Source organism: Pseudomonas sp. MF08875, from assembly GCF_059862525.1.
Map to the genome: position 1 here is coordinate 16,386 of NZ_JCBCUW010000002.1, position 16,126 is coordinate 32,511.

General features: G+C 62.6%; 14 protein-coding genes. 5 read left to right on the forward strand and 9 right to left on the reverse strand.

Annotated features, from left to right (window positions below; all coding sequences use genetic code 11):
* Positions 1-28 precede the first annotated feature (28 nt).
* From AC19YT_RS01420 to gpmI, 5 genes are all read right to left on the reverse strand, one after another.
* A complete protein-coding gene (locus AC19YT_RS01420) occupies positions 29-1,621 on the reverse strand; it encodes a trypsin-like peptidase domain-containing protein (protein WP_500609603.1) in 1,593 nt (530 codons plus the stop codon).
* 102 nt (positions 1,622-1,723) lie between these two features.
* Complete coding sequence (locus AC19YT_RS01425; protein WP_095108833.1) at positions 1,724-2,506, reverse strand: divergent polysaccharide deacetylase family protein; 783 nt, start codon at positions 2,504-2,506, stop codon at positions 1,724-1,726.
* Position 2,507: 1 nt separating this feature from the next.
* Positions 2,508-3,815 carry a S41 family peptidase gene (locus AC19YT_RS01430; RefSeq protein WP_095108834.1) on the reverse strand — a complete coding sequence of 436 codons (1,308 nt, stop codon included), beginning with the start codon at positions 3,813-3,815 and terminating at the stop codon, positions 2,508-2,510.
* Between the two features lie 27 nt (positions 3,816-3,842).
* The gene (locus AC19YT_RS01435; RefSeq protein WP_095108835.1) at positions 3,843-5,129 is read right to left on the reverse strand and encodes a murein hydrolase activator EnvC family protein; all 1,287 of its coding nucleotides are present in this window, start codon (positions 5,127-5,129) and stop codon (positions 3,843-3,845) included.
* A 215-nt stretch (positions 5,130-5,344) separates the two neighbouring features.
* On the reverse strand, positions 5,345-6,874 hold the full coding sequence (gene gpmI / locus AC19YT_RS01440; RefSeq protein ID WP_500609604.1) for a 2,3-bisphosphoglycerate-independent phosphoglycerate mutase: 1,530 nt from the start codon (positions 6,872-6,874) through the stop codon (positions 5,345-5,347).
* A gap of 154 nt (positions 6,875-7,028) precedes the next feature.
* Between gpmI and AC19YT_RS01445 the strand changes: the two genes are divergently transcribed.
* From AC19YT_RS01445 to secB, 3 genes are read left to right on the forward strand one after another with little or no spacing between them, the layout of a single operon-like run.
* Positions 7,029-7,442, forward strand: coding sequence for a rhodanese-like domain-containing protein (locus tag AC19YT_RS01445; protein ID WP_095108837.1), 414 nt, complete (start codon positions 7,029-7,031; stop codon positions 7,440-7,442).
* A 1-nt stretch (position 7,443) separates the two neighbouring features.
* Positions 7,444-7,698, forward strand: a complete 255-nt coding sequence (grxC, locus tag AC19YT_RS01450; RefSeq protein ID WP_095108838.1) for a glutaredoxin 3 — start codon at positions 7,444-7,446, stop codon at positions 7,696-7,698.
* Positions 7,699-7,739: 41 nt separating this feature from the next.
* Complete coding sequence (gene secB, locus AC19YT_RS01455) at positions 7,740-8,228, forward strand: protein-export chaperone SecB (RefSeq protein ID WP_095108839.1); 489 nt, start codon at positions 7,740-7,742, stop codon at positions 8,226-8,228.
* A gap of 102 nt (positions 8,229-8,330) precedes the next feature.
* On the opposite strand, the gene AC19YT_RS01460 is transcribed toward secB, so the two are convergent.
* Positions 8,331-8,786: a tRNA (cytidine(34)-2'-O)-methyltransferase gene (locus AC19YT_RS01460; protein WP_095108840.1), complete on the reverse strand. Its 456-nt coding sequence runs from the start codon at positions 8,784-8,786 to the stop codon at positions 8,331-8,333.
* On the opposite strand from AC19YT_RS01460, the gene AC19YT_RS01465 reads away from it, so the two are divergent.
* Positions 8,785-9,225: a hypothetical protein gene (locus AC19YT_RS01465; RefSeq protein WP_095108841.1), complete on the forward strand. Its 441-nt coding sequence runs from the start codon at positions 8,785-8,787 to the stop codon at positions 9,223-9,225. The genes AC19YT_RS01460 and AC19YT_RS01465 overlap by 2 nt on opposite strands.
* A 438-nt stretch (positions 9,226-9,663) precedes the next feature.
* Here AC19YT_RS01465 and ntrC read toward each other — a convergent pair whose 3' ends face one another.
* The 3 genes from ntrC to glnA form a co-directional block, all read right to left on the reverse strand.
* Positions 9,664-11,100, reverse strand: coding sequence for a nitrogen regulation protein NR(I) (gene ntrC / locus AC19YT_RS01470; RefSeq protein ID WP_095108842.1), 1,437 nt, complete (start codon positions 11,098-11,100; stop codon positions 9,664-9,666).
* Positions 11,097-12,182 (reverse strand): nitrogen regulation protein NR(II), encoded by a 1,086-nt coding sequence (glnL, locus tag AC19YT_RS01475; RefSeq protein ID WP_500609605.1) that lies wholly within the window; start codon positions 12,180-12,182, stop codon positions 11,097-11,099. Before glnL ends, ntrC begins: the two co-directional genes overlap by 4 nt.
* 677 nt (positions 12,183-12,859) lie before the next feature.
* Positions 12,860-14,266 carry a type I glutamate--ammonia ligase gene (glnA, locus tag AC19YT_RS01480; RefSeq protein ID WP_095108844.1) on the reverse strand — a complete coding sequence of 469 codons (1,407 nt, stop codon included), beginning with the start codon at positions 14,264-14,266 and terminating at the stop codon, positions 12,860-12,862.
* Between the two features lie 331 nt (positions 14,267-14,597).
* On the opposite strand from glnA, the gene thiI reads away from it, so the two are divergent.
* Complete coding sequence (gene thiI, locus AC19YT_RS01485) at positions 14,598-16,052, forward strand: tRNA uracil 4-sulfurtransferase ThiI (RefSeq protein ID WP_095108845.1); 1,455 nt, start codon at positions 14,598-14,600, stop codon at positions 16,050-16,052.
* Positions 16,053-16,126: the final 74 nt, after the last annotated feature.

Sequence of the window (16,126 nt, forward strand, 5' to 3'; positions counted from 1 at the left end):
GTCATTGCCTTGGATGAGATGTGGCCGGTTAGCGCGGCTTGAGAATATCCACACGTAACGTCGAAGGCTGGTCGGCCTGGTCGTAGGCATAGGTGCAGATTTTGATCGGGTGGGTGTTGGTGCTGACTATCTGGATGAAGTCATCATCGGCGGGAGTGATGGCTTGGTCTTCCAACGGGTGGTGATAAATATCTTCACCCTCATCGTCGTCTTCCGGCTCTGGTCGTGGCAGGGGGATGGCGAGGTAGCCTACAGGGCGTAGGCAGTCAGTGCTGTGGGCTGGGCCCATTTTGTAGGTGTAGCGGCTCATGAAGGGCGGGGCCATTTTCCATTTCACGGTGTAGGCCTGCAGCCCTTCCTTATCGAGGCTGATGCTCACGTCCGGGGTGCGCGCCGGGCCTGGTTCAGCCAGTTCCACTGCCAGGGTCAGGGCATTTTTCATCATGCCGGGGGTGACGGGCTGCTCGGCCGATTCGACGCCGACCACGCACAGCATGTGCATGCCAGTCTGCGGGCCGATGGGGTCGTTGATGTAGGCGTTTTCGGCGGCTACGGGGGCGCTGTAGAGGGCCGGGTTTTCGCAGTCGATGGCGCGGCGCGTGGTTTTGTAGCGGTAGAACGGGGTGTTGATGGTGAACCTCAGGTCCCAGGTGGGGATGATGCTTTTGGAGCCTTTGTTGGCCGTGACGTAGTACTGCTTGATCGGCTGCGGGTTCTTGAAGCCGATGACGGTGGTGGGGTAGAGGTCGCAGGTGTCGATATTGCTGTGCAGCACACCTTCGACAAAACAACTGCGCAGGAAGGTGACCGGGCTGCCGTAGTTGCTGTCGGCGTGGCGAGTGGCGATACCGTTCTTGACCTCGCAGGGGGCGTCGCGTTGGCATTTCTTATCGGCATTGGAACCGCGGGTGCTGGTGCCGAGGATGCCGAAGATCTCGTTGGACTGGCGATTGAGCAGGGGCCCACCGAAGCTGCCCGGGGCAATGCCTTGGCATTGGTTTTTCATCGTTACGCGCCAGACGTAGGGCTGCTCGACGATTTCCGCCGAGGCCTGCTGGGTGCAGGCGGATAGGCGCAGGGTGTCCCAGGCCGGGGCGCTCAGGGCCAGGATGTCGCTGCCGTCTGCGGGTGCCTCTTCAGCCAGTTTCAGCGGGGTGATGCCGTTGTCGATCAGCGTGGCCAGGGCGCTGTCGAGTTCGATGATTGCCAGGTCCACGCCCTGGCTGCTGCTCCACTTCAGGGTTTTGAGGGGATAGGTCTTGAGGGTGGCAAGGGTGTCGTCGAAGTAGTTGAACGAGATGCTGCCCTTGAGCGGCATGTCCTTGTGCACGAACTCGTTGGTGCGGTGGATGCAATGGCTGCTGGTGATGATATAGGCCGGGCCCGTGGCGTTGCCTTCGCCGTTACGGGTGTCGAGCAGGCTGGCGGTGCACAGGGTGTTGGTTTCGTTGCGCACGCGGCCTACGCCGGACCAGTGGCGGTTTTGGCCGCGGTCGTTGGTCAGCAGCCGGGAAGGGGTGAGGTTGGCCAGGTTGGCGCCAAAATCGCTGGGTGAGGCCAGCACGGGGACGCATAGAACGCCTGCGAGCAAGGCGCCGAAAAGTGAATAGGGTGTGTTCATGTCGCTCCTTATGGGTCAGTGGCACCCCGCCGATTGCGGGGTGGTGCACTACCTAATCAGGAACTGCGGTGCGAAAAGCGGTAGCTATCTATGGGGCCGGCGCTAGCGGTAGGTGCCGTCGTTGCCGTGGGCAGCGCTTGCACGGTTGCTGCGCACGCCGATCATTTGGCGGATGTCGATCCATTCGATACCGCGGGCCTTGAGGCGCGGCAATTCGCGCTGTAAAACCGCCAGTGTCTGCGGGTAAGGGTGGCCGATGATGACCGCCGAACCGTGCTTTTGCGCCAGGACAATGGCGCTTTCAAGCTGCGCGGCGATGGCCGCTTCGGTGCGCTCGTCATCCAGGAACACATCCCGCGAGACGCTGGCCAGGCCGATCTTCTGCGCCTCGGCGGCGGCCACGGTGCTGGCACTGGTGCGGCTATCGACGAAAAATTTGTGGCGCTGTTGCAGGTCGGCCATCAACCAGGCCATGGCCGGCCGTTGGGCGGTCATGCGGCTGCCCATGTGGTTGTTGATGCCGCTGGTGTAGGGCACGGCCTTGAATGCGGCGTCGAGGCGTTTTTTCAGCTCCTCGATGGGCAGTTCGGGGTGCCAGGCGAACGGCCCGGTGGCCGGGTCCATGGGCATGTGCAGGATGACGATTTTGCCGGCGCGATAGGCTTCGCGGGCGAATTCGGCGGCGTGGGGCGTGTCGGGCATGATCGCCGTGGTGACCGGCCCGGGCAGGGCCAGCACACGCCGATCCCGGGGCAGGTTCTGCCCCAGGTCGTCGATGATAAGGCTCAGGTAGGCCTTGTGGGGCTTGGCTGGGCTGTCGCTCGGCGCCGCCTGGGCGGCGCCGGCCACACAGCCCAGCAGGGCGAGGATCAACCGCAGGCGCATCTCAGTTGCCGCGGGTGATGCTCAGGCCCTTGAGCAGGCTCAGGGCCTGGGCCAATTGGTAGTCGTCGTCCTGGGGCATGGGCTTGGCCTTGGCGCCGGAACCGCTGGGCTTGTCCGCCCCGCCGTTGCCGTTGCCCAGGTGGCCTTGCAGGTCGGCTTCCTTGAAGTATTCGCCGTCCTGCTCGTTGGTGATCTTGGCCTTGCGCACTTCGATGTCGGGCACGATGCCCTGGGCCTGGATCGAGCGGCCGTTGGGGGTGAAATACAGCGCAGTGGTGATCTTCAAGGCGCGGTCGTTGTTCAGCGGCAGCACGGTTTGCACCGAACCCTTGCCGAAACTGGTGGTGCCCATGACCACCGCGCGTTTCTGGTCCTGCAAGGCGCCGGCGACAATCTCCGAGGCCGAGGCGCTGCCGCCGTTGATGAGCACCACCATCGGCACAGCTTCGCTTTCGTCCTTGCCGGTTGCGGAGAAGCGCAACTCGGAGTTGGCGATGCGGCCCTTGGTGTAGACGATCAGGCCCTTGGTGATGAAGTGATCGACCACCTCCACCGCCGATTGCAGCACGCCGCCGGGGTTGTTGCGCAGGTCCAGGATCACGCCGCTGAGCTTTTTGCCGTTGTCCTTGCGCAACTTGGCCAGGGCCTTGGACACCTCGTCGCCGGTCTTGACCTGGAACTGCGTGATGCGGATGTAGCCGTAGCCCGACTCCAGCAACTGCGCCTTGACGCTCTTGACCTGGATGGTGGCGCGGGTCAGCGTCACGTCGAACGGCGTGCCGCCGTCGCGCACCAGGGTCAGGGTGATTTTCTCGCCGATCTTGCCGCGCATCTTGTCGATGGCTTCGGTCATGCTCTGGCCACGGGTCGGTTGGCCGTTGATCTTGACGATAAAGTCGCCGGCCTGGATGCCGGCCTTGGACGCCGGGGTGTCGTCAATGGGCGAGACCACTTTGATAAAGCCGTCTTCGACGCCGACTTCAATGCCCAGGCCGCCGAATTCGCCGCTGGTGCTTTCCTGCAATTCAGCGAAATCTTCGGGGCCCAGGTAGGCCGAGTGCGGGTCGAGGTTGCTGAGCATGCCCTTGATGGCGTTTTCCAGCAGGGTCTTGTCGTCTACCGGTTCGACGTAGGCGGCCTTGATGCGGTCCATGACCTCGGCAAAGGTGCGCAGCTCATCGAGTGGCAGCGGCGCCTTGGTGGTAGCGGCCGCTGGCAGTGGCGCCGTATCGGCGGCAAACGCCAACGGCGCCCCGATCACAATGGCGATCGTCAGGGCCAGCGAGGTGAGGCGGGACAAATGCAGCATGTCGAACTCCTGAGTAAGGCAGCGCGCTTATCCTTGTGCGCGGCACCATTGTGCTGGATCACTCGGGTGACCCTGCTGACGAATAGCGAAATACAGTGCTGGCGTGTCCTGTCCGCCACTGCTGCCGACAGTGGAAATGGACTCGCCGGCCTTGACCACATCCCCGGCGGCCTTGAGCAGCGTCTGGTTGTGGCCGTACAAACTCAAATAACCGTTGCCGTGGTCGAGGATCACCAGCAGCCCGGCGCCGCGCAGCCAATCGGCAAACACCACGCGCCCGCCGTGCACGGCCCGCACCTGGCTGCCGGGCGAGGCGCTAATCATCACCCCGTCCCATTTGGTCCGGGCGTCATCGCCGCGGCCTTCGCCAAATCGCGCAAGCAATCGACCATCAACCGGCCATGGAAGTTTTCCCCGGGCTGAAGCAAATGCGCCGCCGAAGGTCGCGCCAGTGCTGGAAACCAGCGCGCCAGGCGTAGCCTTGGCCGGTGTGCGCGGGCTTTGGCCAGCGTCGGCCTGGGCTTCACGCAAACGCTTTTTTTCGGCTTCCTGCTGGGCGATCAGCGCTTTTTGCCGCGCCTCTTCTGCCTCGCGAGCCTGGCGCGCCAGGGTTTCTTCGATGGTTTTGAGGACCTTGGACAGGTCGGCCTGGTCCTGCTGGCGTGCCTGGAGCCTGGCGTCGCGGGCCTTGAGGTCGCCGTTGAGCTTGGCCAGCACTTGCTGGCGTTCCTTGCGGACCTTGTCCAGTTCTTCGCGCTGGCTGTCGAGGCTGCTTTTTTGCACCAGCAACTGCGCCTGTTGCAGGGCGATATCCTGCTCGACGTTGGCCAGTTGGCGCAGGGTTTCGTTGAAATTCTTCAACTGCTCCAGGCGGGCCTGGCTCAGGTAGTCGTAATAGGTGAGGGTGCGGGCGAATTTTTCCGGGTTCTGCTGGTTGAGCAGCAGCTTGAGGTACTCCTGGCGCCCGTTCTGGTAGGCGGCCCGGGCCTGGATGGCGATCAGGCGTTGTTGTTCAACGCGCGCGCTCTGGAGTTTTTTTTTCTCCTCATCGAGCCGTTGCAGCTCGGATTCGCTCTTCTTGAGCTCTTTTTGCAGCGTCTCGACCTGCTTTTCCAGGTTGCCCATTTCGGTTTCGGTGCCGCGCAGGTCTTTCTGCACGCCGGTTTTTTCTTCCTGCAACTTGCCCAATAGCTTTTTCAGCTCGGCAATGTCCTGACGCGTGGCGTCCAACTGTTGTTGGGTCTGCGCGCGTTCGTCGGCGAAGGCCGGTTGGAGCAGGCAGGTCAGGGCAAGGGCAATCAGGGCGCGAAGCATAGAGGCGGGCGACACCAGGGAAAGGGACGGCCTAGTATGCCCGCCATGGGCAGCAAAAAAAACGCCCAATTGGGGCTGTGTGATGACTGACCCGAAAAACCCTGGAAACCACGGTAGGAGCGAGCCTGCTTACGATGATGGCGCATCGGGCGACTTGGCCGCTGGATGTGCCGACGTCATCGCGAGCAGGCTCGCTCCCACCGGTTTTTTGGGGGTTAGACGAGGATCGAAGTCCCGGTCATTTCCTTGGGCTGTTCCAGGCCCAGCAGCTTGAGCATGGTCGGCGCGACGTCGGCCAGCACGCCGCCTTCGCGCACCTTGAGGTCGCGCTTGCCGACGTAGATGAACGGCACCGGCTCGGTGGTGTGGGCGGTATGGGCCTGGCCGGTTGACGCGTCGGACATCTGCTCGACGTTGCCGTGGTCGGCGGTAATCAGGGCTTCCCCGCCGACCTTTTCCAGGGCCTGGACGATACGCCCGACGCACAGGTCCAGGCATTCCACAGCCTTGACCGCGGCGTCGAACACACCGCTGTGGCCGACCATGTCGCCGTTGGCGTAGTTGACCACGATCACGTCAAAGCGTTGCTTTTCGATGGCGTCGACTATTTTGTCGGTGACTTCGGGTGCGCTCATTTCCGGTTGCAGGTCGTAGGTGGCCACTTGCGGCGACGGGATCAGGATGCGCTCTTCGCCGGGGAAGGGCTCCTCGCGCCCGCCGGAGAAGAAGAAGGTCACGTGGGCGTATTTTTCGGTTTCGGCGATACGCAGTTGGGTCTTGCCGTTTTTCGCCAGGTAGTCGCCCAGCACGTTTTCCAGGCTGCCCGGGGCGAAGGCCGAAGGCGCGGGAATGCTGGCCGCGTATTGGGTGAGCATGACGAACCCGGCCAGGGCCGGCTGGCGTGCGCGCTCGAATTCCTTGAAGCCGTCCTCGACGAACACCCGGCTCAGCTCGCGGGCGCGGTCGGCACGGAAGTTCATGAACACCACGGCGTCGCCGTCTTCGACCCTGACCGGCGCGCCGATGGCGGTGGCCTTGACGAACTCGTCGCTCTCGCCGCGCGCGTAGGCCGCTTGCAGGCCTTCCTGGGCGGTGGTGGCGTGGAACTGCGCCTGGCCATCGACAATCAGGTTGTAGGCCTGGGCCACGCGGTCCCAGCGGTTGTCGCGGTCCATGGCGAAATAACGGCCGATCAGGCTGGCGATGCGGCCCTTGCCCAGGGTCTTGAAGGTTTCGTCCAGCAGCTCAATGGACGATTGCGCGCTTTTGGGCGGCGTGTCGCGGCCATCGAGGAAGGCGTGCAGGTAGATGTGCTCGGCGCCGCGCTTGAAGGCCAGTTCGGCCATGGCGATCAGGTGATCCTGGTGGCTGTGCACGCCGCCATCGGAGAGCAGGCCCATGAAGTGCACGGCTTTGCCGGCGGCCACGGCTTTGTCCACGGCGGCGCAGAGGGTGGGGTTCTCGAAGAACTCGCCGTCGCGGATCGATTTGGTCACGCGGGTGAAGTCTTGGTACACCACGCGGCCCGCGCCGAGGTTCATGTGGCCGACTTCGGAGTTGCCCATTTGGCCGTCCGGCAGGCCGACGTCCATGCCCGAGCCCGAGATCAAACCGTTGGGCTGCGTGGCGCACAGGTGATCGAGCACCGGTTTTTTCGCGGCGTACACGGCGTTGGATTCGTGGCTGTCACTGTGACCGAAGCCATCGAGAATCATCAGGACCAAAGGTTTGGGCGTGGTAGTCATGGAGTCCACTCGTGGCGAAGTTAAAAGGAGGGCGGTGAAAAAGGGAGTGGCAGTTTAAAGGCAAGTTCAATCCAAGTCACCGCCGGGCGGGGTTTGGTCGGCATTGGCGGCTGTGTATACTGGCCGACATTTTAACGCCCTGGAACCTCCTTCGATGGTTGCTCACCTGATTGAATTTGCCACTAATCACTATCTGCTCGTCGGCGCCTTCGTCGTACTGCTGGGCCTGCTGATCGCTCACCAGATGCAAGGTGGCGGCCGCAGCCTGAGCACGGGCGAGCTGACCGCGCTGGTCAACAAGGACGCCGGCGTGGTGATCGACATCCGCCCAACCAAGGATTTCGCCGCTGGCCACATCGTCGGCGCGCTGAACATCCCCCAGGACAAACTGACCGCGCGCGTGGGCGAGTTGGAAAAGCACAAGGCCAAGACCATCATCCTGGTCGATGCCATGGGCCAGCACGCCGGCACTCACGCCCGCGAACTGGTCAAGGCTGGCTACAACGCCGCCAAGCTGTCGGGCGGCGTGTCGAGCTGGAAAGCCGACAACCTGCCGCTGGTGAAGTGACATGACTGCTGTCGTCGTCTACTCCAGCGATTACTGCCCCTTCTGCTCGCGTGCCAAGCACCTGCTGGCCAGCAAGGGTGTGGCCTTCGACGAGATCAAGGTCGACGGCAAACCCCAGGTGCGCGCCGAAATGGCCCAGAAAGCCGGCCGCACCTCGGTGCCGCAGATCTGGGTCGGCACCACCCACGTGGGCGGCTGTGATGATTTGTTTGCCCTGGACCGCGCCGGCAAGCTCGACGCGCTGCTCCGGGCCTGAGTTCCCAAACCTGAAGACCACGCGATCAAGAAGGATCCGAGATGACTGACGAACAGACTACAGTGGCAAGCGAAGAAGAAACCGCCCCGCAATTTTCCCTGCAGCGCATCTATGTGCGTGACCTGTCCTTTGAAGCGCCAAAAAGCCCGGCGATCTTCCGCCAGGCCTGGGAGCCGAGTGTCGGTCTGGACCTCAACACCCGCCAGAAGGCCCTGGAAGGCGACTTCCACGAAGTCGTGCTGACCCTGTCGGTCACCGTCAAGAACGGCGAAAACGAAGAAGTGGCGTTCATCGCCGAAGTTCAGCAGGCCGGTATCTTCCTGATTAAGAACCTCGACGCCGCGTCCATGAGCCACACCCTGGGCGCGTTCTGCCCCAACATCCTGTTCCCGTATGCGCGTGAAGCGCTGGACAGCCTGGTGACCCGCGGTTCGTTCCCGGCCCTGATGCTGGCGCCGGTGAACTTCGACGCGTTGTACGCGCAAGAACTGCAACGCATGCAGCAGGAAGGCTCGCCGACGGTTCAGTAAGCAGTCCGAACCGCGACGCCGATCCCATGTGGGAGCCGGCCTGTGTGGGAACTGGCACGCCAGCTTCCGCATAGGCCGGCTCCCACATTTGTTATGGGGCCCTTACTTGAAACCCAGTTGTCGCCAGCCCTCATACACCGCCACGGCGACCGTGTTGGACAGGTTCAGGCTGCGGCAGCCTTCGCGCATGGGCAGGCGCAGGCGTTGGCCGTCGGGCAGGGCGTCGAGTACTTCGGCGGGCAGGCCACGGCTTTCCGGGCCGAACAAGAAGGCGTCGCCCTCGGCGAAGCTGGCATCGTGGAAGGGCCGCGAGCCCTTGGTAGTGAAGGCAAACAGGCGCGGCTGGCCCAGGCTTTGAAGGCAACTGGCGAGGTCGGCGTGGCGTTGCAGGGTGGCGTACTCGTGGTAATCGAGCCCGGCGCGGCGCAGGCGCTTGTCGTCCATGTCAAAGCCCAGGGGCTCGATCAAATGCAGGTGGCAGCCACTGTTGGCGCACAGCCTGATAACGTTGCCGGTATTCGGCGGAATTTCTGGTTGAAAAAGGATGACGTGAAACATGCACGGCTCCGAAGGTAATGATGGGTTGCATGATACCCCCCCGGACGATCCGCGGCCGAAGCTATTGCCGCGGGTGTTCGGCTCGCTGGCGATTGTCGGTTTGCTGGTGGGCCTGATGATCGGCCGCCTCACGGCGCCGGAGCCGGTGGAGTTGCAGCAAATCGAGGTGACGGCCGATGGCGTGCAGGTGTGGTTCAACGTCGAGCCCAAGGTGCACGGCGAGCACATCGACGGCACCGTCGCGCTGCTGTTCGACGCTCAGGGCAAGGCGCAGCGCGGGCGGTTGAAGGTCAATGACAAGGACGTGAACTGGCGGGTGCGGGCGGCGGATGCCGGGTTGTTGCTCAACTTCGTCGCGGCGCGGCCCTTGCGGGGCGAGTGGTCCGGCGCCGAGGTCGAGGGGCGCTGGCGCCTGCAAGTGCGCTTGCGGGAGGAATAAAAGAGGGAGTTCCCGGCCTGCCTGTACCAGGGCCCCCAAAAGCATCGGTGCCCGGCGCGTTGTGCGCCCTGGCCCCTATATAAAGAGGGGATTCTTGGCCTGCCTGTACCAAGGTCCCCGAAACTGGGTAGTACCCGTGTTATTGCAGGGGGCGTGCCAGGTCCGTCGTACTGTAGGAAAAAAACACTTTTGAATGACCAAAGCCCCGGAATCCGGGGCTTTGGTGTTTTTGCGCAAGGGCGCCGGGGGTAAGACGGCGCACGATGGCGGGGCGAGGCGCTTTGAAATGGTGCGTGGGGGGCAAGAAAACTGTGGGGGCTTTTGTGGGAGCGGGCCTGCCAGCGATAGCGGTAGAGCAGTCGCCATCGCGGGTGCCTGACCCACCGCTATGGTGGGTCAGCCCGCTCCCTTAGAAGGTTGTCTTCGCAGCGCCGTTTTCTAGCTCTCATCCGCCTCGTCATCATCCCCGCCGTCGATTTTCATCCCCAGCTCCTTGATCTTGCGGGTCAGGGTGTTGCGCCCCCAGCCCAGCAGCACGGCGGCGTCGCGGCGCCGGCCAGCGGTGTGCTTGAGCGCGGTTTCGATCATGATCCGCTCGAAGCTCGGCACGGCGCTGTCCAGTAGGCTGGACTGGCCGCGTGCCAGGGCCTGGTCGGCCCATTGGCGCAAGGCTTGCTCCCAGTTGGTGACCGGCGCCGCGTCTTGCGGCAGGTTGAGCAATTCCGGCGGCAGGTCGCCCACGTGCACCTCACGGCCCGAGGCCATGACGGTGATCCAGCGGCAGGTGTTTTCCAGTTGCCGCACGTTGCCCGGCCAGGGCAGGTTTTTCAGGTATTCCTCGGTTTCGCTCTTGAGCAGCTTGGGTTCCACCGCCAGCTCCTGGGCGGCGCGGGCGAGGAAGTGCTTGGCCAGGGTGGGGATGTCTTCACGCCGGTCCGACAGGCGCGGGATGTGGATGCGGATGACGTTGAGGCGGTGGAACAGGTCTTCGCGGAACTTGCCGGCGTGCACCAGGGTTTCCAGGTTCTGGTGCGTGGCGGCGATGATGCGCACGTCCACCTTGACCGGCACATGGCCGCCCACGCGGTAGAACTCGCCGTCCGCCAGTACCCGCAGCAGGCGGGTCTGGGTGTCGGCGGGCATGTCACCGATTTCGTCGAGGAACAATGTGCCGCCGTCGGCCTGCTCGAAGCGCCCACGGCGCAGGTTGGCAGCGCCGGTGAAGGCGCCTTTTTCGTGGCCGAACAGTTCCGACTCCATCAAGTCCTTGGGTATCGCGGCCATGTTCAACGCGATGAACGGCGATGCCGCACGCGGGCTGTGGCGGTGCAGGGCGTGGGCTACCAGCTCCTTGCCGGTGCCGGACTCGCCGTTAATCAGCACGGTGATGTTGGAGTGGCTCAAGCGGCCGATGGCGCGGAACACCTCCTGCATCGCCGGCGCTTCGCCGATGATTTCCGGGGTGCGGGCCAGGGTGGGCGGCACTTCCAGGCCTTGCTGTTCCTGGGCGTGCTGGTTGGCGCGCTTGACCAGCGACACCGCTTCATCGACGTCGAAGGGCTTGGGCAGGTACTCGAACGCGCCGCCCTGGTAGGAGGCCACGGCGCTGTCCAGGTCGGAATGGGCGGTCATGATGATGACCGGCAGGCGCGGGTGCTGTTCGCGGATCCGCGCCAGCAGGTCCAGGCCACTGGCGCCGGGCATGCGGATGTCGGAGATGATGACGTCCGGTTGCTGGCGGGCCAGGCGGCTCATCACCCCATCGGCGCTGTCGAAGCTCTGGGTGGTCATGCCTTCTTGTTGCAGGGCTTTTTCCAGCACCCAACGGATAGAACGGTCGTCATCGACGATCCACACGGTTTCACTACGGCTCATGTCGATGTGGCTCCTTGTTCCAGTGGCAGAAAGATCGAGAACGTGGTGTGGCCTGGATGGCTGTCACATTCGATCAGGCCCTGGTGCTGGCTGATGATGTTCTGGGTGATGGCCAGGCCTAGCCCGGTACCGTCGGGGCGGCCGCTGACCATGGGGAAGAAGAGGGTGTCCTGCAACTCGGCGGGGATGCCCGGGCCGTTGTCGATGATTTCGATCTTGGTCACCAAGCGATGGCGCACATGGCCGATGGTGAACTGGCGCAGCGCCCGGGTGCGCAGGGTGACGCGGCCCAGGCGCAGCTCGTTCTGGCTGCTGATGGCCTGCACCGCGTTGCGCACGATGTTGAGCACGGCCTGGATCATCTGCTCGCGGTCGATCAGCACGTCGGGGATGCTCGGGTCGTAGTCGCGCACCAGGGTGATGCCGCCCTGGGTCTCGGCCTCCACCAGGCTGGCCACGCGTTCGAGCACTTCATGGATGTTGGTCATGGCCAGGGACGGCAGCTTGTTGGAGCCGAGCATGCGGTCCACCAGGTTTCGCAGGCGATCGGCCTCTTCGATGATGACGTTGGTGTAGTCCTTGAGGCTTTCGTCGGGCAGTTCGCGGGCCAACAACTGCGCCGCGCCGCGAATCCCGCCCAAGGGGTTCTTGATCTCATGGGCGAGGCCGCGCACCAGCATCTTGCTGGTTTCCTGCTTGGACAACTGCGCTTCCTCCTTGGTGATGCGCAGCAAGCGGTCGCGCGGGTGCACCTCCAGCAATAGCAGGGTGGCGCCGTTGCTCAGGATCGGGGTGACGGCGTAATCGACCGTCAGGGTCTGGCCGGTGAGCGCGGTGAGCATGGCTTCGCGCTTGGTGAACGGGTGGGCCTGCTCCACAGCCTGGCGCAACGAACTCAGGGCCTCGGCGGATTCGGTGAACAGCTCGCTGATAAATTGCCCGTGGCTGCGCTGGCCGCTGATGGCCAGCAGCATCTCGGCCGCCGGGTTCATGTACTCAAGGCGCAGGTCGGCGTTGAGCAGGATGGTCGCGGTGGTCAGGTTGTCGAGAAGCAAGCGGTGCAGTGCGTCGCTGATGGTCATTAGGACCTCTTTTGGAGCATGTCGCGCCCGTAGGGCACGCGCTGGTACGAGGAAAATGCAAAAACCAAACCAAGGCTCCGAAAAGAAGCGCCAAAGCCTTGAAACAGGCGTTTGAGGCGCTGTTTAGTGGCGCACGGCCAATATCGGTGGGTGGTTTCGAACCAAAATGGGCTGAGGAGTTACTTTGTTGAGGTGTGTTGCACCAATATAGTGCATAAGTGCGAAGGCTGCTGGGCGGGGACGTGAGCCTTGGAGGATAGAGGGGCTGAGCTATTTGCCAGGGCGCGAGTGAACCTCTGTGGGGGCGGGCCATCAGCCAGCATCTAGGATGTATGGGCTGCTGTCATCGCGGGCAGGCCCGCTCCCACTGAGGGTGTTAGAGGGCGCTGTCCTGACGGGTGGTGGAGGTGCTGCCGGTAGTCAGGTGAGTGCAGCCGAACGAGAGGATGCAAGCGATGGGCAGCATGAGTGCCAGGGCGCGGGCGTGTTTGAGCATGGTGTCTTCCTTGGGCGTTGTCGGTTGGGCCGGCAAGCTTACCCAGGGCGACGGGTGGGGAATGCCGGGCGCGGCGGCGCGCGCCAGGGAAGGGCGGTGGTTTTGATGTCAGAGATTTCAGCCATGAAAAAGGCCTCCCGAAGGAGGCCTCTGTTACGCCGCTTGCGCAAGCGTTACCGGATTAGCAGCTGTAGTACAGCTCGTATTCCAGTGGGTGTACGAAGGTGCGGACCTTGATTTCTTCTTCGCTTTTGAGGGCGATGTAGGCATCGATGAAGTCGTCGCTGAACACGCCGCCCTTGGTCAGGAACGCACGGCCCTTGTCCAGTTCTTCCAGGGCTTCTTTCAGGCTGCCGCACACTTGCGGGATTTCCTTGGCCTCTTCAGGCGGCAGGTCGTACAGGTTTTTGTCGGCAGCGTCGCCTGGGTGGATCTTGTTCTGGATGCCGTCCAGGCCTGCCATCAGCAGGGCGGCGAAGCCCAGGTACGGGTTGGCAGCCGGGTCCGGGAAACGGGCTTCGATACGGCGCGCCTTAGGGCTGGAGACGTAAGGAATGCGGATCGAGGCAGAGCGGTTGCGTGCCGAGTAGGCCAGCATGACCGGCGCTTCAAAGCCTGGGACCAGACGCTTGTAGGAGTTGGTCGAAGGGTTGGTGAAGCCGTTCAGGGCCTTACCGTGCTTGATGATGCCGCCGATGAAGTACAGGGCGGTGTCGGACAGGCCGGCATAGCCTTCGCCGGCGAAGGTGTTTTTGCCATCTTTGCCGATGGACATGTGTACGTGCATACCCGAGCCGTTGTCGCCGTACAGCGGCTTAGGCATGAAGGTCGCGGTGCGGCCATAGGCCACGGCCACGTTGTGCACGCAGTACTTGAGGGTCTGAACTTCGTCAGCTTTCTTCATCAGGGTGTTGAACTGCACACCGATTTCGTTCTGGCCGGCAGTGGCCACTTCGTGGTGGTGCACTTCGATGACCAGGCCCATTTCTTCCATGGCGTTGCACATGGAGGTACGGATTTCGTGGTCATGGTCGAACGGCGGAACTGGGAAATAGCCGCCCTTCACGCCCGGACGATGGCCGTGGTTGCCGCCTTCGATGTCCTGGTCGGTCATCCACGAGCCTTGCTCGGAGTAGATCTTGAACATCGAACCGGAGATGTCGGACTTGAATTTGACTTGGTCGAAGATGAAGAACTCAGGCTCCGGGCCGACGAACACGGTGTCGCCGATGCCGGTGGACTTGAGGTATTCCTCGGCGCGGTGGGCGATGGCGCGAGGGTCGCGGTCGTAGCCTTGCATGGTCGAAGGGTCGATCACGTTGCAGACCAGGATCAGCGTTGGGTCTTCGGTGAACGGGTCGAGCACGGCGGTGGAGTCGTCCGGCAGCAGGATCATGTCGGAGGCTTCGATGCCTTTCCAGCCCGCGATGGAGGAACCATCGAACATCTTGCCTTCTTCGAAGAAGGATTCATCCAGCGCATCACGGGCCGGCATGGTCACGTGGTGCTGCGTGCCTTTGGTGTCAGTGAAGCGCAGATCAATCCACTTGACGTCATGATCTTTGATGAGTTGAACCGACTTCGACATATGTCCTCCGGGGTGGATTCGGGCTGGGTAGTGGAGAGCCCTTGGAATGTGGGTGATGCGGGCGCGAATACTCGGCCATGGCAACCTGCCTCACAAGGGAGCAAATTGCATGCCAGTGCCCCGAGTTGGGTTTTGCGTCCCTTTTACGCGCTTATAAACGTGCAAATCGTATAAAGCGCGTTTTTTACGCACTGCAATGTGGCGGCAAATACCGAAAACGCACCAATAAAGTGCGAGCAAAACCAATTGCAGATTAACTGGTTAAAGCTTGAGCAATTTCCGCTATAATCCGCGCCCCCCTTTTTCGGCTGGCCCTGCGCGCGCTGTTTTCATGAAACTAATCGTAAAAGTCTTTCCCGAGATCACCATCAAGAGCCGCCCGGTACGGATGCGTTTCATCCGCCAATTGGCCAAGAACATCCGCACCGTGCTCCGCGACCTGGACCCGGCCGTGGTGGTGAACGGCGTGTGGGACAACCTCGAGCTGGAAACCCGCGTCACCGAGCCCAAAGCCTTGAAGGACATGACCGAGCGCCTGAGCTGCATGCCCGGCATCGCGCATTTTTTGCAGGTCGACGAGTACCCGTTGGGGGACTTCGACGACATCACCGAAAAGTGCCGTTTGCACTTTGGCAGTGAGCTTGAGGGCAAGATTTTTTCCGTGCGCTGCAAGCGCGCCGGCAAGCACCCGTTCAGCTCCATGGACGTGGAGAAATACGTCGGCAGCAAGCTGCGTCGCGAGTGCGGCGCCGCCGGAATCTCCCTCAAGGCGCCGCAAATCGAAGTGCGCATGGAAATTCGCGACCAACGGTTGTTTGTGATCCATAGCCAGCACAACAGCATTGGCGGTTATCCGTTGGGTGCCCTGGAACAGACCCTGGTGCTGATGTCTGGCGGTTTCGATTCCACGGTGGCGGCCTACCAGATCATGCGCCGTGGCCTGATGAGCCATTTCTGCTTCTTCAACCTGGGCGGGCGTGCCCACGAACTGGGCGTGATGGAAGTCGCGCACTTTATCTGGAAGAAGTACGGCAGCTCCCAGCGCGTGCTGTTTGTGAGCGTGCCGTTCGAGGAAGTGCTGGGGGAAATCCTCGGCAAAGTCGATAACAGTCATATGGGCGTGGTATTGAAGCGTATGATGTTGCGCGCTGCCTCGCGGATTGCCGACCGGCTGGACATCGACGCCCTGGTGACCGGCGAGGCGATTTCCCAGGTGTCCAGCCAGACGCTGCCCAACCTGTCCGTGATCGACTGCGTAACCGACAAACTGGTGCTGCGCCCACTGATCGCCAGCCACAAGCAGGACATCATCGACCTGGCCAACGAAATCGGCACCGCCGACTTCGCCAAGCACATGCCCGAGTACTGCGGGGTCATTTCGGTGAACCCCAAGACCCACGCCAAGCGCCCGCGCGTGGAGCACGAAGAGAAAGAATTCGACATGGCGGTGCTCGAGCGTGCGCTGGAGAACGCCAAACTGGTGCCGATCGATCGGGTGATCGACGAATTGGGCCAGGATTTGCAGATCGAAGAAGTCAGCGAAGCCCTGGCCGGCCAGATCGTCATCGACATCCGTCACCCGGATGCCGTTGAGGACGCGCCGCTGGAGCTTGCCGGCATCGACGTACAAGCGTTGCCGTTCTATGCATTGAACGCTCGTTTCAAGGAACTGGACCCTACTCGCCAGTACCTGCTGTATTGCGACAAAGGCGTGATGAGTCGCCTGCATGCCCACCATTTGCTCAGTGAGGGATATGCCAATGTGCGCGTTTATCGACCGAGCTAAGAGCCCGGGGCTGTACGCCTGTGGCCTGCGTCACCGGCCCCCCGACGCCGCCGTCAAGCTGTAACGGCAAGGCC